Genomic DNA, 20,378 nt, shown 5'->3' with positions numbered 1-20,378 from the left:
GTAGCCCGTTGTTGACGACAACTGCCACACATGCTTCCCCGGTGAGAGGTCTTGCCGTCGCCCGTGCATTGGCCTTGATCGGCGTTCACGCTGACGATGCACTCATGTGCAGTGAGTGGCGACGTGACATTCGTTGTGCGCCTCTGAAAGATTCAGTCGCAACGTGTCGCCGTTGGACGTTGAATGCGCTTCGTCTCCCATGTGACACTCGTGGGCCACATGGCCGGACCGCTCGACGGGCGCGTGAGCGGGCTCAAGGGCTGGGCGTCCTCCGGTCTGCAGGTGCAAGTAGCTCGAGTGTCATCAGCTCGGCGGAACGGGAGCCGTCGGGCTGTGACTCGATCGGTGGCTAGCAAGCAATCACGTTCTCGACCGCTGGAGCGTGATGGCGCGGGGGGTGTGTGGTGAGACCAGAGCTGAGCGCGAAGCGCGACTGCGACATTCGTACCGACGTCCACCCGTACTGGCCTCGACCATCGCAATGGCCGGACGCCCAGCAAGAGTCCATCGAGCAGACGGTTCTTTTTGACCATCGGGGAGTCCGGGGGCAGCGCGCCCGCCAACAAGCTCGCCTGGACGACGTGTTCGAGAACCGGATCGAAGCGCTCTCCCGGTCCGGATTGGCCGGCATGCCGGCGGTGGAGGCCGATGGTCGTGTCCTGGGCTACGAGGACCTCGACGGTGCGTCGAACCAGCTCGCCCGGTACCTACGTCTGCACGGGCTGACTGCGGGTGATCGAGTCGCGCTGCTTCTCGATTGTCCGACCGACCTCTACGTCGCGGTGCTCGCCGCAATGAAAATCGGCGCTGCCTATGTGTCGCTCGACCTGCGCCTGACCACCGACCAGCTCGCCTCGATCCTCGACGACGTTCACGTCCAGATCGTGCTCTCCACCTCGCGATGCTCCGACCGCTTGTCCTGGGTCGATCTTCTGATCAGGGGCGCCCCGCGCTCCCTCGACCTGGACCGCGTCGCCGCCGAGATTGCTGAGCAGGACCCCAGGCGGCTGTCCGAGGTCGAGCGCGGCGCGGGCCGTCAGTCGCTGGCCTACATCGTCTACACATTCGGGTCCGACGGCCGTCCCCGCGGCGTCGCGGTCGATCACCCGGCGATCGCCCACTTCGTCGAGGTGGCAGCCGACGTCTACGGCCTCCATGACGAGGACCGGGTCTACCAAGGGCTCAGCCTCGGTTCGGACCTGTCGATAGAGGAGACGTGGGTCCCGTGGGCCGTCGGAGCGACCGTGGTCGCTCCACCGACCGCTACCGGTTTGCGCGGCCGCTCGCTGGCCCGGTTCCTGCGTGCCCGTGGTGTGACGGTGTTGCGCTGTTCCTCTGAGGTGCTCTCCACGCTCGACGAAGACTTGCCGGACCTCCGGTTGCTGGTGGTGTCGGGAGCGCCGTGCCCACCTGAGCTGGTGGCTCGCTGGCACCGAGCAGACCGCCGCATCATCGGGACCTACGGGCCCGCCGAGGCCACCGTCACCACGTCGTGCGCCGAGCTCCGACCCGACGACGCCCCAAGTCTCGGGACGCCGCTGCCCGGCTACAGCGTCGTCGTACTCGACCCCGACGACCCCTATCGCGCCCTTCCGCACGGTGAGGTCGGGGAGATCGGCATCGCGGGGATCGGACTGGCGCGGGGCTATGTCAATCGTTACCGACACGCCCGCGAGGCGTTCGTCGCCGACTTCGTCGGCATCCCCGATAATCCCTCCGGGCGCATCTACCGCACCGGCGACCTGGGTCGCATCACGTCCGACGGTGAGATCGAATACCACGACCGCCTCGGTGGACGGGCGCGATGGGATCGCCTCGAGGTCGCGGGCCGCGGCCCCGTACCGACGGTGCCCGACCCCCGTCCGGCGACCGACAGCCTGTGGCCGCTCAGGCGCCCGGATGTCGGTCTCGACGCCGCTCGCCCGGTCTCGACGAATCGCTCGAGGGCCGCCGCACGTCCGACAAATGCGCCCCAACCGACTACTCCGACCCCCCGGCACATCTCGCCGACCCGCCCGGGGAGCCGAGTCGAGGTGCTGTTGGCCGAGGTCCTCGCCGGGAGCCTAGACCTTGAGCAAGTGCCGACCGATGCGCACTTCTTCAACGACTTGGACGCGGACTCGATGATCATGGCCCGCTTCTGCGCCCGGGTCCGCAAGCACCCCGACCTGCCTTCGGTGTCGATGACCGACATCTACGAGCACCCGACGATCGCGGGCCTGGCGGCCGCGATCGCCCCGGCCCACATTGCGATCGCTTCACCGGCCACGCCCACGCCCTGTGCCGACGTGCTGTTGGGCGAGCTCCTCGCCGAGATCCTCGACCGCGAGCAGGTGCCGACCGATGCGCACTTCTTCAACGATCTGGACGCGGACTCGATGATCATGGCCCGCTTCTGCGCTCGCGTTCGCAAGCACCCCGACCTACCGGCCGTGGGAATAAAGGACATCTACGAATACCCGACCATCGCCGAGCTGAGCGCCACGCTTGCCCCGTCGTCCACTGCTGCAGCATCAGCCGAACGGAGTGCGGCGCCGTCCGACCCGGAGTTGGTCGCACCGCCTCCAGCGGAGGAGGCGAGACAGAGGCCTCACCGCGGAGAGCGACCCAAGCAGCGGACGATCTCGACGGCACGCTACGTGGTGTGCGGCCTTGCGCAGCTCCTCTTCTTCCTCGGCTATACCTACCTGGCGGCTCTGGTTGTCGTCGGGGGGTATGAGTGGCTGAGGGTGTCACCAACCCTGCTCGACCTCTACGAGCGCGCGGTCGTCATCGGTGCCCTCGCGACGATCGCGCTCTGCGCACTTCCAGTTCTGTTCAAGTGGATCCTCGTTGGTCGCTGGCGATCTCGAGAGTTCCCGGTGTGGCGCCTGACCTACTTCCGGTTCTGGATCGTCAAGACATTGCTGCGGGCCAACCCGATCGTGCTGTTCGCCGGCTCGCCTCTCTACACGCTCTACCTCAGAGCGCTCGGCGCGAAGATCGGGCGTGGCGCCGTGGTCCTCTCGCGCGATCTGCCTGTCTGCACCGACCTGCTGGTCATCGGTGAGAATTCGGTCGTCCGCAAGGATTCGTCCTTGTCGTGCTACCGAGCTGTCAACGGCTACATCCAGACTGGGCGGGTCTCTCTCGGACAGGACGTCCTCGTCGGGGAGATGACGGTGCTCGACATCGACACCGCGATGGCTGACGGCGCGACGCTCGGGCATTCCTCCTCGCTCCACACCGGCCAGAGGGTCCCCGCTGGCGAGACCTGGCACGGTTCACCGGCTCAGCCTGCTGGCGTGGACTATCGTGCTGTGCCCACCACCCACGCGGGTCGGCTCCGGCGGATCGTCTACCCGCTGGTGCAGGTCGCCCTTGCGCTGAGCCTGCTCGTGCCCCTGGTCACGGGCGGAGCAGTCTTCCTGGTCCGCGAAATCCCGCACCTCAACCAACTGCTGCACCCCGAACCGGGCACATTCCTCACCCCGCTGTTCTGGATCGAGACGCTGGCCGTGTCCCTCGTGGCCTACTTCGGACTGATGGCCGTCGGGCTGGTCCTGGTCGCGAGCCTGCCCCGCGTGCTCGCTCGGCCATTCGAACCGAACAAGGTCTATCCCCTCTACGGGGTCCACTACTTCCTGCACCAGACGATCACGACACTGACCAACCTCAAGGCCTTCACGATGCTGTTCGGGGACAGCTCAGCCATCCCGCACTACCTCCGTTTCCTGGGCTACCGCCTCACCCCGCTCACTCAGACCGGGTCCAACTTCGGCATGCTCGTCAAGCACGAAACGCCCTTCCACAGCACGATCGGCACCGGAACTGTGGTCGCCGATGGGCTCTCGGTGGTCAACGCCGACTTCTCTGCCACGTCGTTTCGTGTCTCGCCCACTCACATCGGGGCGCACAACTTCCTCGGCAACCAGATCACCTACCCGTCTCAGGGCCGCACTGGTGACGACTGCCTGCTCGCCACCAAGGTGATGGTGCCGATTGACGGCCAGCTCAGGACCGGCGTCGGCCTGCTCGGCTCCCCGAGCTTCGAGATACCGCGCACCGTTGAGCGCGACCGCGGCCTCAAGCAGGACCCCGAGAGTCGCCGACGAGCGCTGCGGGCGAAGAACCGGCACAACGCGATCACCATGACGATGCACCTGTTCGTGCGCTGGTTCCTCCTCCTGGGTCTCGCCCTCATCGCCGCTGGGGTCGCATCGATCCACATGGCCTACGGCGCCGCCGAGTTGGTTCTAGTCCAGTTCCTCCTGCTGCTGTTCAGTACGGGTTGGCTCGTTGCAGTCGAACGCGCAGCAGCTCGCCTCCAAGCGCTCGCACCAGCCGGGTGCTCGATCTACGACCAGACTTTCTGGCGTCACGAGCGGTTCTGGAAGGTCCCGTCGATGGAGTGGGTCCAGGCGTTCAACGGCACGCCATTCAAGAACGTGGTCTGGCGGCTCCTCGGGGTCCGAATCGGAGCCCGGGTGTTCGACGACGGCTGCGCGCTTATCGAGAAGACCTTCGTCACCATCGGTGACGAGTGCACCCTCAACGCCCGCAGCATCGTCCAGTGCCACTCGCAGGAGGACAACGCCTTCAAGTCCGATCGCGTCAAGATCGGTGCGGGCTGCACCTTGGGTGTCAGTGCGTTCGTCCACTACGGCACCAACGTCGGCGACGCGGTCTTGCTCGAACCCGACACCTTTCTCATGAAGGGTGAAGAGGTGCCGGCATGTGAGCGCTGGGGCGGCAACCCGGCAAGGCCGATGGCGGCGTGATGTCGTCCGCAAGGCCGTGGGAGGACTTCCCACCCGGGGGGAAGAGCTGGCATGCGGGCTCCGCCCGTGCGCGACGTGCGCATCACTGAGCACGGCAGCCGCCGGATACGTCGGACCTCCCTCCCCCCAACACCCCGCTCTATCGCTGTGTAGCGCGGCCACCCCCGGTCCTCATCCCCTACGGACGTGCCGGCCGCGTGGTGTCGACGGGCCGTCGTATTCGTTGCGCGGCGCGGCGGTGAGGCGAACCGGGCGCTTGGTCCGGGTCCGGCGTGGGTCTGCTCTCGCAGCAAGGGGCCGGGTCGGTACGGACTGCTCAGCCCAGCCGTCGATCGCGGGCAGTCGGACGGTCGGGGCCTCGACATCAGGCTGGGGGTCGTCGCTGTCCGTTGGCACGGTGAGGAGTCCTCGTCGGTGCAGCACGGCCAGTGCTGCGGCGCAGAGGAGTCCGAGCAGGAGCATGACGGCCCACGGGGCCGGGGCCAGGCCGACGGAGCGGGCGAGGTCGATCGCCCATCCGGTTCCGATGTTGCCGAGCAGGATGCCTACGCCGCAGATCGTGTTGTAGAAGCCGTAGTGGGTGGCAACGAGCCGGTTACGGGCCAGTCCAACGATCGTGGACATCTCGAAGGGCAAGACGATCGCTGTTCCGATCGCCAACCCGCCGGCGGTCGCCAGCAGCGCGACAGTGCCGAGGACGGTCGCGGTGCCTGGTCCGACGTCTGTGCTCAGCAGCAGGCTGTCGACGGCGAGCATCGGCACGAACGCCGCTCCGAGCACGACGAGGCCGCGGCTCAGCGAGCGCTCCGGTCCCCAGCGTCGTCGGCACCAGGCGGTCAACCTCATCTGAGCAGCGATCGTCACGCCGCCGGACAGCACATAGACGCCGGCCACAAGCACGGTGGACGATTCGCCGCCTCCGAGGAGGCTGCGGGCCTGGAGGGGTAGTGCGAGATAGATCTGGTAGGCCAGCACGTAGGACCCGACCATCGCCACCGAGAAGGGCAGGAATCCTCGGGTTGCGGCCACCTCACGCCACTGGCGCAGGATCGGTGGGCGTTGCCCGTCGCCGGGGTCGTCCTCGCCACGGCGCGCAGGCAGGGCACGGATCTGAAGGATGGTCAGTACGGCGAACACCGCCGCGGCGACCAGGCAGGTGACCGAGAAGTCGATTCCGGTCAGCAGCAGGCCGACAAGCGGACCCAGCAGAATTCCGGCCTGGTAGAAGACGCTGAACAGCGCGAACGCCTCGACTCGCCGCTCTCCGGCGTCGTGGGAGATGTAGGCGCGTACGGCGGGGTTGAACAGCGCCCCGGCGAACCCGGTTGCGGCCGAGGCGACGACCAGGGCGGGCACCGCGTCCACCACACCGATGAGGGCGAATCCGCCGGTGCGCAGCGCGCATCCGGCCACGATCATCGGCTTGTAGCCGAACCGGTCTGCCAGGCTGCCGCCGACCAGGAACATGCCCTGCTGGGAGAAGTTCCGCACGCCGAGGATGAGCCCGACCAACCACACCGAGAGTCCGAGCCCTTCGGAGAGGTGATCGGCCAGGTACGGGATGAGCATGTAGAAGCCGAGGTTGATCGTCAGCTGGTTGAGCAGCAGCAGCTGTACCGGTCGCTGGAAGGACCGGTAGCGCTCGAGGATCCGCATCAGCGAACGTTCTCCGCGGACTCGAGGACGGCGGGGTCAAGGACGGTGCGGCAACGTGTCCACCGTTCGACGAGAACCTCGTCAGGCCGCTCGATCTCCATGGGGTCGTGCAGAGGCGGGTCGCCGACCGCCAGTCCGTGCGCCTCGCAGAACTCATCGTTGTAGACGGTGTCGAAGTAGCGTTCGGGCCCGTCGGGGAACACCGCCGCGATCCGGGTGCCGTGCGGGCGGGTGCGCGCGAGCCACCCGGCGACCGTGCCGACCGCGCCGACGCTCCATCCGCCGCTGGCGTAGCTGTGAATGGCCATGGCTCGACAGGCCGGGACGGCCTCCTGCGCGGCCACCCAGTGGACCTCGCTGAAGGTGGGATAGTCGACGTTGCGTGGGTGGATGCTCGAGCCCAGCCCCCGCATCACGCGGGGTCGCGCCGGTTGACCGAAGATGGTCGAGCCGACGGTGTCCACTCCCACGACCTCGAGGTCGGGCAGATGTCGGCGCAGTGCCCGGGAGATCCCAGCCGAGTGCCCACCGGTGCCGACCGAGCAGACCAGGGTGTCGATCGCCCCGAGCTGCTGCCATAGCTCCTCGGCCAGCGGCGTGTAGGCCTCGACGTTGTCCGGGTTGTGGTACTGGTCGGGGCACCAGGCGCCGGGATCATCGGCGAGCAATCGGGCGACCCGGTCTCGCCGCGCCTGCTGCCAGCCGCCGCACTCCGCAGGCGCTGGGACTGTTTCCAGCTCGGTGCCGTAGGCCTGCAGCAGCCGGTACATCAACGGCTCCATGCCCGGGTCGCTGACCAGCGTCACCGGGTGACCGAAGGCAATCCCTGCAAGGGCAAGGCCGAGACCGAGGGTTCCGCTGGTGGACTCCACGATGCGGCAACCGGGCTGGAGGTCGCCGCGCTCGCGGGCACGACGGACCATGTGCAGGGCCGGGCGGTCCTTGATCCCCCCAGGATTGGTGCCCTCGAGCTTGGCCCAGAAGCCGCGTCCACCCCCGGCGAACGGGGCGTCGATCCAGACGACCGGGGTGTTGCCCACCACCTCGGTTGCGCGGGGAGTGCCCCCGGCTGCGCCGGGGGTGCTGGGGAGCGGCGGTGCAGACATTCAGACCTCGTTCGACGAGCGCGACGAGAGGTCGCGCGGGAGAGGGTCATGGCTTGTTGCAGGTGCGGGGCTCACCGCGTGGCGCCTGCGAGCCTCCGGTGGCGCCCAGCCGAACCCCTAGTGCCGTGAGGACCCGCTGAAGAGGGGCCGGACACAGCGCAAGGGCGCAGTGCTGTGTCCGACCCGGACGAGGTCGGCAGCCGTCGGGTGAGGCTCGGGCGGGGCGGGACCCACGACGGATCGACCGCCGGCGAGCTGAAACTGCGCCATGCGGCTGCATACCTGGGCTCTTGATCCCGCTCAGGATGCGGACAGCCATGGCGGCAGGTCGATCCGAAGCTCGCGGGTGAGCACCGAGAGCGTGTTCGGAGCCTCGTCCCACTCGTGCGCAGTCGCGAGAGCTGTGTACGAAAATCGGGGCTCAGCGAGCCTGGCCGGCTGCTTGCCCGTCTCGCGCCGTCGCTAGCTCGACGACGGGGGCTGGACTAGACCGGAGCGGTCAGCGCACGGCGAGGCGGTCCGCGACGGGCGGCGTAGTCGATCCAGACTCCACCGACGTGCGCGCGGCGGGCGGTCGGGGTTGCGGGCCGGGCGACGAAGCGTCGTGAACTGCCACGTAGGACCAGCAGCAAGAAGGTCAGGATGCGACCCACCGTGAGGGCCGCGAGCTCCAGCATCCACTCGGCTGCACCGACGGCCACGATCATCAGCCCTGCCAGCGCAAGATGTATGGCGGTGGTGACGGAGTCGGCCACCGCGTGCCCGGCGGTGGGCGTTGGAGCATGGGCGTGCGCGGGGTCGAAGCCTTCGCCGAGCGCATGTACCGCGGGCTGGGCAACCAGCGCGGCGCTCAGCGTCGCGAACAGCCCCTGGTGGCGGCCGACCAGAGCGATTCGCAAGGCGCCGACGCCCACGGCGAGGACGGCCAGGCCAGTGATATGTACAGGTCCCGTGCCGGCGGCGACATCCAGTGACAACGCCGACCCAACCGTCAAGGCCGAGGCGATGGCCACGGTTGCGCGGCGACCGCTCACTACGGGCGGGTGCACGAGGTCGCCACCTCCTCGTCGAGACCTCCGGAAAGACGGTACAGAGGGGCTGCCTGGCGCAGTCGCGGCCCCCGGTCGGCGGGTGCAGCGGGTCTGCTCTCGATCGGATCGCATCAGGCTGACGAGCGCAGGGTCCGAGACGTCCGAGGAGATCCCGGCCGACGAGCCGGGCGCCGTCGCGGGTGCTGAGGGCGCTGACCCGCCGAGAACGCGCTCGCCCTGCTCGCCGTCACGGTGTGGGTGGCGGTCGAGGCCATCGAGCGCATCGGCGACCCCACCCCGGTTCCTAGGCTCGGGTTGCTCGTGTTCGGCGCGATCGGCCTGGTCGGCAACCTGGTGTCGCTGCTGGTGCTCAGCCGGGGTGCCGCCGACAACATGAACGTTCGCGGTGCGGCGCTGCACGTGCTCGGCGACGCGTTGGGCTCGGTCGCGGTCCTCGCGGCGGCCGCCGTGACGCTTCTGACCGGCTGGGTCTACGCCGACACGGTGGCTTCGCTGGTCATCGTGGCGATCCTGGTCCCGCGTACCGTCGCGCTGCTGCGGGAGGCCTCGCACCTGTTGCTCGAGGGTGCGCCGGCCGGCATCGACGTCGACGAGGTGCGCGCGGCGCTCGTGGAACTCCCCGGCGTCGAGGAGGTGCACGACCTGCACGTGTGGGCCATCAACGACCGCACGCCAGCCGTGACGGTCCACCTGGTCGTCGAGGAGGCCGGCTGCGCCACCGCCGACTGCGGGGAGCACGGTGTGCTCGACGCGGCCACGGCACTCCTCGTGGACCGGTTCGGCCTGCACCACAGCACGCTCCAGGTCGAGGCGGCGGAGCATGCGGCGCACGAGTCCGCGTGTGCTCCGCCCCAGCCGTCGCTGGCGGTCTGAGGCGTGCCTGTCTAGGCACCTCCGGCCAGCGCCGAGCCCTGGCGGTACTCCTCCCACGGGATCGTCCAGTCGGCGATGTCGCCGTCACGCGTCGTCAGCGGACGCTCCGAGCCGACGATCTCCACCGGGTCGCCCATCTGCACCCAGTTGAAGAAGAACTGGCCGTTGGCGGGCGAGAGGTTCACGCAGCCGTGCGAGACGTTGCTGCGCCCCTGCTGGCGCACGGTGTCCGGGTTGACGTGCACGAACTCGCCGTTGTTGGAGATACGCACCGCGAGGGGCAGGTTCTGGTCGTAGAAGCCGGGCGTGCCCTCGGCCGGCCCGCCCCACGTGTCGGAGCGCATGCGCTTGACCTCGTGCTTCTCGAACGCGACGTGCACGCCGTACTGCGTCGGGTACTGCGCCCGACCGTAGGACGCGGGCATCGTCTTCAGTTCCTGGCCGTCCTGGTAGAGCACGAGCGCGTGGGCGTTGACGTCGCCGCGGGCCCGCTGGTCGCGGCCGACGGTGAACGAGAACGCGCGGTCCTCCGCGCCGTAGACGCCCTCGCCGCTGTCGACGCCGAAGAGCCGGGCGCTGACGCTCACCTGCGTGCCGGGGCGCCAGTAGTCCTTGGGCCGCCAGTTGAGCTGCTCGTCGGACATCCAGCGGAACGAGCCCTCGGTGGGCGTCGAGGTCTCGACCGACACCCGGCGCTCGACGGCGGCGCGGTCGGTGACGGGGGAGTCGAAGGTGATCGAGATCGGCATCGCGACGCCGACCGTCTGCCCGTCGGTGGGGCGGATGCTCGCGATCTCGAGGGTCTCCTCGGGCGCGACCGTGCGGAAGGTCTGGTCGAGCGGCGCGCCGGGGCGGCCCTGCTCGTCGACGCCCGCGGCCTGCACGCGGTACTCGGTGCCGTAGGCGAGCTGCGGGCTCGTCCAGCGCGTGCCCGAGGGGTCGGGGGTCCCGGCGAGCGCGGCGCCGCCGGTCGGGGTGACCGTCACCGAGGTCAGGCGCCCGCCGGCGGCGGACACGGTCAGCGGGTCGGCCGGGGCGACGTCCACCGCGCCCGGCGCGACCGAGGCGGCCAGGGCCACCGGCGGCACAGGCGGCGGCGAGGCGAGGGGCGTGCTGCCGGCGCACCCGCTGAGCAGGGCGACGACCGCGAGCAGCACCAACACAGGGCCCGTGGTCGCCCTGGCAAGCCTCCGGCGCGTCCGCACCCTGCTGCTCTCCGTTCTCGACACACGGTCCCCTTCGTCCCGATCCGGGCGATCCTCCCTGACATCCTCACCCGATCGAGGCGCGGGGGCTTGCTCCGGTGGTGTGGCGTGCGCCTTCATTGAGTAGTTGCCCGCCTGCCCCGTCTGTGTGCCGACAGCCGGCCCCTCCCTCGGAGTGGCTTCTTCCCCGCTGTGCTCAACGAGCCAGACCGCGATCCACGCCGGGGTGCGATGGGGATTCCGGACATCTCGGCAGCCTCGATACCCCTCGACCGCTCCCACGTCGCTGCGGTCCGCGACAAACGGTCGAGAGGATGGTGGCCTACTCCTCGGAGGCGGAGTCCTCGGTGGCGTCGGGGGTCTCACCAGCCGTGGAGTCGTCGGCGATGCCGGCTTCGACGGTGTCGGTCGTCTCGCTGGACGCGGGACCCTCGGCGGTGCCGGTCGGTTCGTTGTCCTCGACGGTGCCGGCTTCGGCAGGCGGCTCCTCCTCAGCCGTGTCGGACTCCGCGCTCGTGGTGGCCGCGGCGCCCGTCGACGGGAAGGCGAGGGCCACGCCCGCACCCGCGGCCACGGCGACGAGCAGGGCGGCGATCGCGATTGCCGATCCGAGCGCCGCACCGACGCGGCGGGAGCCCGTCGTGGTCGCGGCGTCCGTCTTCGACGGAGCGGGGGCCACCGCGTCGACGAGCCTCGCCACGCCGGCCTCCAGCGGGCCGCGCCCCAAGAACCGTTGTAAGACGACCCCGGCGGCCAGGGCACCGATGACCTGCCCGAGGAAGAGCACCCACGGGTCGGTCGCCGGGGCCAGCCCGGTGACGACGACGTGCAGGACGTAGAACGTCAGGGTCATCGAACCGGCTGCGGCGAGCGGGGCCCGGACCGCGCCGAGGACCCGGCCGTGCATGCGGTTCGCCCAGCGGGCAACCAGGCGGTCGAGCAGCAGCGCCAGGCCCAGCACCGCTAGTGAGGTCCCGATGGTGCGGGCGAGGTCGAACGGCGTGGAGGAGTGCGGCAGGGAGACCGCGAGCCACCACCAGCTCGTGGCCGGCGTGACCCCGTTCGGTCCCTCGGCGAACAGGCCGGCGAGCTCCGCGGGGTCCATGCCGGGGGCGGTGAGGACCTGGAGCCCACCGGCGGCGAGAGCGGCCTGCACGGCATGGGCGCTCGAGGGCGCTGCGGACAAGGTGTCGACGACCGCCAGCACGCGGTCGCTGTTCTGCCCGAGCTGCTCGCCCTGCTCCCGCGGGAGCAGCGCCTCGTGCTTGAGGTTCTTCACCTTGACGGGCTGAGCCTCATCGAGGCAGCCGAGCTGCTCGGGGTCGCGGTGGGCACGATCAAGTCCCGCGTGCACCGTGCACAGGCCACCATTCGGCGGCACCTTGCGGCTCGCGAAGGCCGTCAGGAGTTCCTGGCGACCTGGCCCGCCGATCGACCGTGAGGTTGCGGAGCCGTTCCCCTCGGATCCGAAGGGAACGGCTTCGCCGCGCGCTGCGTCAGTCCATCGTGACGAACGACCGTTCCTGCGACCAACGAGACGACGACCCTGGAGCCGGCCACGATGCGATCGACCGGGACGAGGTCACTCGCCTGTTCGCAGCCGCCCTCCAAGGAGATCGCTGCGCCGAAGCAGCCTTGAACCTGCTCGGCGGATTCGACAACATCGCCCACCGCGCGACGATCGCCCTCGCGGCCGCAGGCCCGAACCTCGAGGAGCCGCCGCCATCCATGGTGCTGGCAAGTATCGACCGGACCTTGGCGGCGCTCCGCGTCCACCGACCGTCGTCGTGACGCAGAAGGCGACCGACCCGCCAGCAGTGGTGCCGGGCCCACGGGGAGTCCTACTGATCGACCCCGCGACGTCCTCCCGCCGGTTGCGCTTCCCCGGGGCAAGGTCGAGCCCGGCGAAACCGCCGAGGAGGCCGCGAGCCCCAGGAAGTGACCGGGCGCTGCGTCCGCGGTGCGCGTACTTGGCCGCGACTCCATCCCGCGACCGGAGGCCGCATCGTCGATGTCGCCGCTGAGCTCCTGCCCTCGGTCGGGCTGGGCCAGCGCGGTCCCGGAGGACGCCGTGGGCGAGTGCCCCTGGCTGGCGGCGATCAACAAGTGGCCGTGACACGCCTCGTGACACGAGATGAGGGCCTGCGGTGGGGTCCGAGAGCACCAAGTGACGGCCCGCGGAGACGTTGTTGCTGGTAGAGGCCCTGGTCAACGCAGTCTGCCATCTTTGCAAGGCGGGGGTTGAGGGTTCGATTCCCTTCGTCTCCACTCCCTTTGACCTGCGAGAACGCTCGCTCGGCTGATCTTCCGTGCCCGGACGTGGCACGAAATGAAGGCGGTGCTCGTCGTCGACTCCAGCCATATGCTCTGACGGAGGCCACGGTCGGATCGCCCTGACCGGCGAGTGCGCGACGGCCGACGACCTACGCCGACCGCCCCGCTTCGGCTCAAGGGCGGAGGCCCGCACAACGAGGAGGCGTACGAGGCGGCGGTGCTCGCCGAAGCCGGCGCCGGCTGAGCCCACGGCCCTGCACGACACGCCTCCACCCACCCGGGACGACCTCAACCCGGAGGGAGGCGCCGTTCCACGCCACACCCCGGTCAGGGGAGAGCGCGTTGCTCGGGGCTCGCGAAGACGTGCAGTCCGAAGCGGTCGGACAGGTCACGGCAGATGTTGACGCCGCGGACGGAGTTGCCGTGGGCGTCGAGGCCGGGGGAGTACACGGCGATGCCGATCCGTTCCGGGATCGCGGCGACGATGCCGCCGCTCACACCACTCTTCGCGGGGATGCCGACGTCGTGGAACCACTGGCCGGCCCCGTCGTACATGCCACACGTGAGCATGACGCTGATGACGTCGCGGACGTACTCGGCCGGCATCGCTCGGGTGCCGGTGATCGGGTTGACACCGCCGTTGGCGAGGGTGGCACCCATGACGGCGAGCTCGTCGGTGGAAACGGTGATCGAGCAGGCCGAGAGATAGACCGACAACGTGTCCTCGACGTCGCCGTGGAGCATCCCCGAGGCGCGCATGAGGTACGCAAGGCCGAGATTGTGGTCGGTGGCGTGCAGCTGCTCCTCGAGGACGGCGGGGTCGACGTCGATCTCGGGGTTGCCCGCGAACGCGCGCACGCGCTCGACCAGGCGCGCCACGCGGTGGTCTCGATCGCGGCCGCGGACGAGGGCGGCGGCCACGAGCGCCCCAGAGTTGATCATCGGGTTGTGGGGACGGTGGTGCGCCTCGTCGAAGGTGACCGAGTTGTACGGGTCGCCCGAGGGCTCCACGCCTACCCGGGCCTGTGTCGCGGCGCGCCCGTTGTCCTCGAGAGCGACGGCGTAGGTGAAGACCTTGGATATCGACTGCAGCGGGAACCGCTCCTCGCTCTCCCCGAAGGAGACACGCACTCCTGAGACGTGCACACCCGACAGGCCGAACACATGGGGGCGGGCCTCGGCCTCCGACGGGTAGTAGGACACGACGTCGACGGGCGCCGTGCGGTGACGCCGGTGCAGTTCCGTGATGCGGTCGCGGACGGCTGTCGCCCGCTGCGCCGGTGACGGAGGTCCGCCGAGCTCGTCGGGTACCGCGGTGGCGGACACGACTCCTACCGCCCCGTGCCCCACGACGCGGCCTGCTTGAGGCCGATCGACCGCTGTTCGGGGACTCGACCCGTGTGGCAGCAGGACTGCCGGCACAAAGCCATCGCCCCTCCTCGACATCCTCGCCCGGCCGGGGAGCCATCGGCCGACCGGCGCTCCGGTCCGTCTCCGAGGTTGGACCACATGGGGTGCGTCCGGCCTCATCCGCGGGGTGTGAGGTGGGGGAGGCGTGGGGCGATCGCGCGTCACCGGGTCTTCGTCCGCTGCTGCGGTCGCCCCGCGACCCGGCGGAGCAGCTCTGCCGCGGCGGCGCCTGGTCGCGGCAGCGGTGGTCGGGCCGCGGCCGGACGGTGCTTCGGGACCCGGACGCGTAGTGCGGCGGGCAACGACCGGAAGCGCAGGGGCGGTGCGAGCTGCAGCGCCTCGCCGTCGACCCCGACGTCGACGAGCTCGTCCCCGGAGTCGACCGTGAACTCCGGGGTGCTCCACTGGCGGAAGCCGGGGTGGCGGCCCAGGTCGCCCCGGAGCTCGGCGGCCAGCAGGCCGGACACCGTGGTGGTGGTGTCGAGGGTGAGGGTGACGACTCCCAGGACTCCTTCGTCGAGGCGTGCCCGGGTCCCGAAGCCGCTGAGTCGCTCGACGCGATAGACGCCGTTGGAGACCAGGACGAGGTCGGCCCGGATCGGGTGATCGCGGTCCGGCGGCTCGAACCGTAGGTCGAATCCCCGGGCGTCGGGCCCGAGCAGGTCCGGCAGCATCTGCGACGTCGTGCGGATCTTCGCCGCTCGATACGCGTCGGACTGGACCACCGTGGCGTAAACACCGAGCGAGGCGTTGTTGACGAAGACCCGGTCGCCCACGATCGCGAGGTCGACCCGTCGCTCGACGGCCTCGCCGAACGCCTCGAGGGCGCCGACCACGTCGTCGCGGTCCAGCCCCAGGTCCAGGGCGAAGTGGTTGCGGGTCCCGGCGGGCACGCACACCATCGGCAGCCCGTGGCGCCGGGCCACGTCGGCGACCAGCGCCTGCGAGCCGTCCCCGCCGGCCACGCCGAGCACGTCCGCGCCGTCGGCCACGGCGCCCTCGGCCAGGGCGCGCAGATCGTCGCCGGGCTGCAGGAGGATCGGTGTGATGCCCCGGCGGCGGGCCTGGTTCTCCAGGTCGAATCGGGCGACCCGACCACCTCCGGAGCGGGGGTTCATCAAGAGCACCCCGTGTTCCGCCCTTCCGACCGGTGTGGTCGTCACGGAGGGGGCGACCAGCACGTCGTGCAGCGTCACCCGAGCGGCGGCCAGCGAGGCGAGCACCAGGGCGACCACCGCGGCGATCCGCGCCAGGGCGTGCAGGTCGAGCAGCAGCACGACGCCGACCAGTGCCAGGACGACGATCGTCGCTGCCGCGTACCGCCGGGCCCCGCGATGGACCAGGGCGTCCCACCCCGCCACCACGGCGACCACCACGGCCGCCACACCCAGCGGCAGCCTCCACGGCTCACGGATGAGGCCCGCCACCACGATCGCCACGGCACCCAGGGACGCCGCCAGCGCCGCCCCGGCGGCGCAGCGGGTCCGGAGGCGGACCGCACGCTGGGCCGGGGCGGTGGAATCTCGCGCAGCGACCATCTGCCTTTCCTCGATCGGTCGGCCGGGCCGTCGGCGGGTGGTCCGGCAGGTCAGGATCGTGGAGGTCACGGCGGCCCGGCTCCCCCGGTGCGGGTGAGGCCGACGTGCCACCGGGACGGCGACCGGCGACCGGCATCCCGTTCGCCGTGAGGGGCCGGGCCCGGCTACGAGATCACCCGAGGTGGATGAGGCTCATCCGGCGCTGTCGGCCCAGGGTGGGGTGCACACCGAGACCGACCGCGCGGGAGGCATCGATGACGTCCGACGCTGGCGCACCCCCTTCCCCGACCTCGACAACCGACCAGGACGAGCTCTCCCGGTGGGAGTGGCATATCGAGATTCCCTACGTCGGGCCGGTGGGCTGGCCCCTGACCGGCAGTCTCAGCTACCTGATCACCGTGAGCGCTCTCGCTGCGTTCCAGGTGATCCCCTGGCCCGTGGCGGGTGTGCTCGGGCTCGGCCACGTCATGGCCCGCAACCGCGACAACCACGTGGTCAGCGAGATCGGTAGCGGTCTGAAGGTGGTCGGCTGACGGTCGGCACGCGCGTCGTCGTCGGGGAGGGAGAGGGATGCTGAAGCAGATCGCGGACATGCCTGCGGGCGCGCTGGGCTTCGAGGCCGTCGGCACGTTCGACGACGACGACTTCGAGGAGGTCGTCGAACCGGTCCTCCGCCGGGAGATCGCCTCCGGGAGGACGATCCGGATGCTCTACCTCCTCGGCCCCGAGCTGCGCGAGTACGAGGGCGACGCCCTCGCCGAGGAGCTGAAGTTCGCGGCTCGCCACGCCGGGTCCTACGAGCGTGTCGCCGTGGTCAGCGACCAGGACTGGCTGCGGCCCGCGCTCCGCGTGCTCTCCGCGCTCGTCCCCGGACAGCTGCGCGCCTTCCCGGTCGCCGAGCTCGTGCAGGCCAAGGCGTGGGTGGCCGGGCAGCAGGGACCCTGACCGCCGGTGCGCAACGCTGACGTCCACGAGGCCGACGGGGGACGCTCGATCGCCGTGGACGAGCGGCGCGTCGGCGACCGCCGGGCAGGCGAGGCGGTCGCGCGACACCGCCCCCGCCGGCTGACCCTGCCGGGCTGCTGGGGAGCGTTGCTGCTCGGCTGTCTCTCGTTCACGCCCTCCCTGCTCCCGCGGGGCGGCGTCGTGCAGGGCCTGGTCTGGGGCATCACCGCGGTGATCGGTTACGGCCTCGGCGTGCTCGCCGCCGCGGTCTGGCGTGGGTTCGCCGACCGTGCCGCCCGCACGCCTCGGGCGAGGTCGTGGCGTGGCTTCGCGTGGACGGCCGCACCGGTCGTCGCCGCGGCCGTGGTGCTCGGCCAGGCGTGGCAGTCCGACATCCGTCGTCTCGTCGACGCGGCACCGGTCGACGTCGGGTCCCTCGTGGCGATGCCGTTCGTCGCGGCCGCCACCTTCGTGGTGCTCCTCGCAGTCGGCCGCTGTGTGCGGTGGGTGTACCACCGGCTCTCCGGCCTGCTGTCCCGGTGGATCGGGGCGCGGGCTGCGACCACCCTCGGGTGGCTGCTGGCTGCGGCGCTGACGTACCTGCTGGTGAGCGGCCTGTTGCTCGACGGTTTCGTCGCCGCGGCGAACCGCGCGTTCTCGGTGCACAACGCCACCACCGCGGAGGGCGTGGCCGCCCCGTCGAGCGGCTTGCGCTCCGGCGGGCCGGGGTCGCTCGTGCCCTGGGAGACGCTGGGCCGGGAGGGCCGCAACTTCGCCGCGCTCGGTCCCCTGCCCGGCGACATCGAGCGCCTCGGGGCTCGTCCGGCCGTCGCACCGATCCGTGCGTACGCCGGGCTGGACTCGGCGCCGGACGCCGAAGCCCGCGCTGCCCTCGCGGTCCGGGACCTGGAGCGGGCCGGCGGCCTCGCGCGTCGCAACCTGCTCGTCGTCGTGACGACGGGCAGTGGGTGGGTCGATCCCGCGCTGGTCGACTCGTTCGAGTACCTCGCCCACGGTGACTCGGCCACGGTCGCCCTGCAGTACTCGTACCTGCCGTCGTGGATGTCCTACCTGGTCGATCAGACCAAGGCCCGTGAAGCCGGCCGGGCCCTCGTCGACGCGGTCTACGGGACGTGGACGACGCTGCCGCCCGAGACCCGGCCCCGCCTGTTCTTCGCCGGGGAGAGCCTCGGGTCCTTCGGTGCCGAGGCCGGTTTCAGCGGGGAGTTCGACCTCGCCAACCGTGCCGACGGCGTCCTGTTCGCGGGTCCACCGAACTTCAACCCCCTGTTCCGGGAGTTCACCGACCACCGGGATCCGGGAAGCCCCGAGGTGCAGCCGGTCTACCGGCAGGGGCGGATCGTGCGCTTCGCCGACGACGCGGAGCCACCGGTCCCGCCGACGGACCGACCCTGGTCCGGTGGGCGGGTGCTCTACATGATCAACCCGTCGGACCCGATCGTCTGGTGGAGCCCGCGGCTCGCCCTGCACGAGCCGGACTGGATCGCCGAACCCCCAGGGAGGGACGTCCTCGGTGGCGTCGTGTGGATCCCGTTCGTCACCTTCTGGCAGGTCACCGCCGACCTGCCGTTCGCCGTCGACCCCCCGGGCGGGCACGGGCACAACTACGTCTCCCGCTACGTCGACGGATGGACCGCGGTCCTGCCGCCGACCGGCTACGGGCCCGAACAGCTCGCCGCCCTCCGCGAGGCGATCGGGTAGCGATCAGCTCTGCGTGGTGTCCGAGCCCACCCCGTTGCCTGCCGGGGAGGCCCCTTCGTCGCCGGCGTCGCGCCGCCGACGGGCGCCGGGGACGGACTCGATGCGCAGGGTGAAGTAGTCGCCGTAGCGACTGGTGCCGGCGTCGACGGCCTGCTCGACGAGCCGACTGCCCTTGTCCTCGAGCTGCACCTGGGGGTCGCGGCGCAGGTCGCGTGCGAAGGCGACGCACAGGAACATCATGATGATGACGAAAGGTGCCGCGACGAGGATGGTGAGGCTCTCGAGGCCCTTGAGCGCGTCCTCGCCCCCGACCAGCAGCATCACCACCGCGACCGCGCCCATCATCGTGCCCCAGAAGATGACGATCCACCGGGAGGGCTCGTCGGTGCCGCGCTGGGACAGCGTGCCGGTGACGATCGAGGCGGCGTCCGCCCCCGACACGAAGAAGATCGCCACGAGGACCATGACGAGCAGGCCGGTGAACGTGGCCGCCGGGTACTGGGCGAGGACCGCGAACAGCTGCTGCTCGGTGCCGGCCGCGGCCGGGTCGAGCCCTGTCTTCTGCTGGTAGATCGCCGAGCCGCCGAAGATGGCGAACCACAGAAGGCTCACCACGCTCGGCACCAGGATCACGCCACCGACGAACTGCCGGATCGTGCGGCCACGGCTGATCTTGGCCAGGAACATCCCCACGAACGGCGTCCAGGAGATCCACCACGCCCAGTAGAAGATCGTCCAGCTGCTGAGCCACTCGAGCATCGCCTGGCCGCCGGTCGCCTCCGAGCGGCCCGCCATCTCGAAGAAGTCGGTGAAGTAGGCGGACAGGCCTGTCTGCAGCAGATCGAGGATCAGCACGGTGGGGCCGAGGACGAACACGAACAGCGCGAGCAGGCCTGCCAGCACCATGTTGATGTTCGACAGCCACTGGATGCCCCGGGCGATGCCCGAGACGGCCGACAGGACGAAGGCGGCGGTGAGGACGATGATCATGGGTACGAGGACGGCGTTCCCGACGCTCCCGACCAGCCCTGTGGCCTCGAGGCCCCCGCCGATCTGGAGGGCGCCGAGCCCGAGCGAGGCCGCGGAGCCGAACACGGTCGCGAAGATGGCGATGATGTCGATGAGCCTGCCGAGCCACCCGTCCGCGAGCCGTTGCCCGATGAGCGGCACGAAGGCCGAGCTGATGAGCTGTCGGCGGCCTTTGCGGAAGGTCGAGTACGCGATGGCGAGGCCCACCACGGCGTAGATGGCCCACGGGTGCAGCGTCCAGTGGAACAGCGAGGTCGCCATCGCCGTGCGCAGCGCCTCGACCTCGTCACCCGGCGGCACCGATCCCGGCGGGGGCTGGGTGTAGAAGGCGAGCGGCTCGGCGACGCCGTAGAACATCAGTCCGATGCCCATCCCGGCGCTGAACATCATCGCCACCCAGGACGAGGTGCGGAACGCCGGGCGCTCGTCGTCCCCGCCGAGGCGGATGCGGCCGTAGCGGCTGAACGCCAACCACAGCGCGAAGACCACGAAGCCGAGCGCAGCGAGGCTGAATCCCCAGCCGCCGGCACGGATGAGCCCGTCGAGCATCGTGCCGGTGACCGAGGCGAGAGACGTCGAGTCGACGACACCCCAGCCGACGAACAGCAGCGCCAACGCGCCGGCGACACCGAAGACCACCCAGTCCGGACGGACGCGTTGTGCGACGGCCGCCGGGCCGACGGGGGAGCGAGGAGGGCCGGGGGACCTCGCACCGTCGCCGTTCGTCGCCGCCATGTCGATCTCCGTCCCGTTCGTGCCCGGATCGGACCCACGATCGACCTCCCGACCATGGGGGACCTCCTCCACC

General features: G+C 70.4%; 15 protein-coding genes and 1 tRNA gene. 8 read left to right on the top strand and 8 right to left on the bottom strand.

Features of this window, described 5'->3' with window-relative positions; translation table 11 throughout:
* Positions 1–404 precede the first annotated feature (404 nt).
* A complete protein-coding gene (locus ACFPK1_RS00770) occupies positions 405–4,760 on the top strand; it encodes a Pls/PosA family non-ribosomal peptide synthetase (protein ID WP_378018988.1) in 4,356 nt (1,451 codons plus the stop codon).
* A 171-nt stretch (positions 4,761–4,931) separates the two neighbouring features.
* On the opposite strand, the gene ACFPK1_RS00765 is transcribed toward ACFPK1_RS00770, so the two are convergent.
* The 3 genes from ACFPK1_RS00765 to ACFPK1_RS00755 form a co-directional block, all read right to left on the bottom strand.
* Positions 4,932–6,416, bottom strand: a complete 1,485-nt coding sequence (locus ACFPK1_RS00765; RefSeq protein ID WP_378018987.1) for an MFS transporter — start codon at positions 6,414–6,416, stop codon at positions 4,932–4,934.
* A complete protein-coding gene (locus tag ACFPK1_RS00760) occupies positions 6,416–7,522 on the bottom strand; it encodes a PLP-dependent cysteine synthase family protein (RefSeq protein ID WP_378018986.1) in 1,107 nt (368 codons plus the stop codon). The genes ACFPK1_RS00765 and ACFPK1_RS00760 overlap by 1 nt, the downstream gene beginning before the upstream one ends.
* 485 nt (positions 7,523–8,007) lie before the next feature.
* On the bottom strand, positions 8,008–8,535 hold the full coding sequence (locus ACFPK1_RS00755; RefSeq protein WP_378018985.1) for a hypothetical protein: 528 nt from the start codon (positions 8,533–8,535) through the stop codon (positions 8,008–8,010).
* Between the two features lie 255 nt (positions 8,536–8,790).
* Here ACFPK1_RS00755 and ACFPK1_RS00750 point away from each other — a divergent pair, with 255 nt between their 5' ends.
* Positions 8,791–9,447 (top strand): cation diffusion facilitator family transporter, encoded by a 657-nt coding sequence (locus ACFPK1_RS00750; protein WP_378019538.1) that lies wholly within the window; start codon positions 8,791–8,793, stop codon positions 9,445–9,447.
* 11 nt (positions 9,448–9,458) lie between these two features.
* On the opposite strand, the gene ACFPK1_RS00745 is transcribed toward ACFPK1_RS00750, so the two are convergent.
* Together ACFPK1_RS00745 and ACFPK1_RS00740 are read right to left on the bottom strand one after the other, a co-directional pair.
* Complete coding sequence (locus ACFPK1_RS00745; protein WP_378018984.1) at positions 9,459–10,610, bottom strand: L,D-transpeptidase; 1,152 nt, start codon at positions 10,608–10,610, stop codon at positions 9,459–9,461.
* A gap of 364 nt (positions 10,611–10,974) precedes the next feature.
* Positions 10,975–11,931: a hypothetical protein gene (locus ACFPK1_RS00740; RefSeq protein ID WP_378019564.1), complete on the bottom strand. Its 957-nt coding sequence runs from the start codon at positions 11,929–11,931 to the stop codon at positions 10,975–10,977.
* Between ACFPK1_RS00740 and ACFPK1_RS00735 the strand changes: the two genes are divergently transcribed.
* The 3 genes from ACFPK1_RS00735 (at position 11,812) to ACFPK1_RS00725 (ending at position 12,920) form a co-directional block, all read left to right on the top strand.
* Positions 11,812–12,093 (top strand): RNA polymerase sigma factor, encoded by a 282-nt coding sequence (locus ACFPK1_RS00735; RefSeq protein WP_378018983.1) that lies wholly within the window; start codon positions 11,812–11,814, stop codon positions 12,091–12,093. The genes ACFPK1_RS00740 and ACFPK1_RS00735 overlap by 120 nt on opposite strands.
* Before the next feature lie 65 nt (positions 12,094–12,158).
* A complete protein-coding gene (locus tag ACFPK1_RS00730) occupies positions 12,159–12,443 on the top strand; it encodes a hypothetical protein (protein WP_378018982.1) in 285 nt (94 codons plus the stop codon).
* 388 nt (positions 12,444–12,831) lie between these two features.
* Positions 12,832–12,920: transfer RNA gene (locus ACFPK1_RS00725), tRNA-OTHER, on the top strand.
* A 333-nt stretch (positions 12,921–13,253) separates the two neighbouring features.
* Here ACFPK1_RS00725 and glsA read toward each other — a convergent pair.
* A complete protein-coding gene (gene glsA, locus ACFPK1_RS00720; protein WP_378018981.1) occupies positions 13,254–14,252 on the bottom strand; it encodes a glutaminase A in 999 nt (332 codons plus the stop codon).
* Positions 14,253–14,497: 245 nt separating this feature from the next.
* Positions 14,498–15,874, bottom strand: a complete 1,377-nt coding sequence (locus tag ACFPK1_RS00715; RefSeq protein WP_378018980.1) for a diacylglycerol/lipid kinase family protein — start codon at positions 15,872–15,874, stop codon at positions 14,498–14,500.
* A gap of 254 nt (positions 15,875–16,128) precedes the next feature.
* Between ACFPK1_RS00715 and ACFPK1_RS00710 the strand changes: the two genes are divergently transcribed.
* The 3 genes from ACFPK1_RS00710 to ACFPK1_RS00700 are packed head-to-tail and all read left to right on the top strand — an operon-like array spanning position 16,129 to position 18,541.
* Positions 16,129–16,407: a hypothetical protein gene (locus tag ACFPK1_RS00710; protein ID WP_378018979.1), complete on the top strand. Its 279-nt coding sequence runs from the start codon at positions 16,129–16,131 to the stop codon at positions 16,405–16,407.
* Between the two features lie 37 nt (positions 16,408–16,444).
* Positions 16,445–16,819, top strand: a complete 375-nt coding sequence (locus ACFPK1_RS00705) for a SpoIIAA family protein (protein ID WP_378018978.1) — start codon at positions 16,445–16,447, stop codon at positions 16,817–16,819.
* Positions 16,820–16,825: 6 nt separating this feature from the next.
* Positions 16,826–18,541: an alpha/beta hydrolase gene (locus tag ACFPK1_RS00700; RefSeq protein ID WP_378018977.1), complete on the top strand. Its 1,716-nt coding sequence runs from the start codon at positions 16,826–16,828 to the stop codon at positions 18,539–18,541.
* Positions 18,542–18,544: 3 nt separating this feature from the next.
* On the opposite strand, the gene ACFPK1_RS00695 is transcribed toward ACFPK1_RS00700, so the two are convergent.
* The gene (locus tag ACFPK1_RS00695) at positions 18,545–20,305 is read right to left on the bottom strand and encodes a BCCT family transporter (protein WP_378018976.1); all 1,761 of its coding nucleotides are present in this window, start codon (positions 20,303–20,305) and stop codon (positions 18,545–18,547) included.
* Positions 20,306–20,378: the final 73 nt, after the last annotated feature.

It is taken from the genome of Actinomycetospora rhizophila, assembly GCF_042657905.1.
In the GTDB taxonomy this organism is placed as follows: domain Bacteria; phylum Actinomycetota; class Actinomycetes; order Mycobacteriales; family Pseudonocardiaceae; genus Actinomycetospora; species Actinomycetospora rhizophila.
This window is presented reverse-complemented; position numbering and strand designations above follow the sequence as displayed.

What these genes read in the sequence shown, in the direction of transcription:
- ACFPK1_RS00710 (WP_378018979.1), top strand. Translation starts at nt 16,129, where the DNA reads ATGACGTCCGACGCTGGCGCACCCCCTTCCCCGACCTCGACAACCGAC.
- ACFPK1_RS00735 (WP_378018983.1), top strand. Translation starts at nt 11,812, where the DNA reads ATGGGCGCTCGAGGGCGCTGCGGACAAGGTGTCGACGACCGCCAGCAC.
- ACFPK1_RS00705 (WP_378018978.1), top strand. Translation starts at nt 16,445, where the DNA reads ATGCTGAAGCAGATCGCGGACATGCCTGCGGGCGCGCTGGGCTTCGAG.
- ACFPK1_RS00695 (WP_378018976.1), bottom strand. Translation starts at nt 20,305, where the DNA reads ATGGCGGCGACGAACGGCGACGGTGCGAGGTCCCCCGGCCCTCCTCGC.
- ACFPK1_RS00715 (WP_378018980.1), bottom strand. Translation starts at nt 15,874, where the DNA reads ATGGTCGCTGCGCGAGATTCCACCGCCCCGGCCCAGCGTGCGGTCCGC.
- ACFPK1_RS00765 (WP_378018987.1), bottom strand. Translation starts at nt 6,416, where the DNA reads ATGCGGATCCTCGAGCGCTACCGGTCCTTCCAGCGACCGGTACAGCTG.
- ACFPK1_RS00760 (WP_378018986.1), bottom strand. Translation starts at nt 7,522, where the DNA reads ATGTCTGCACCGCCGCTCCCCAGCACCCCCGGCGCAGCCGGGGGCACT.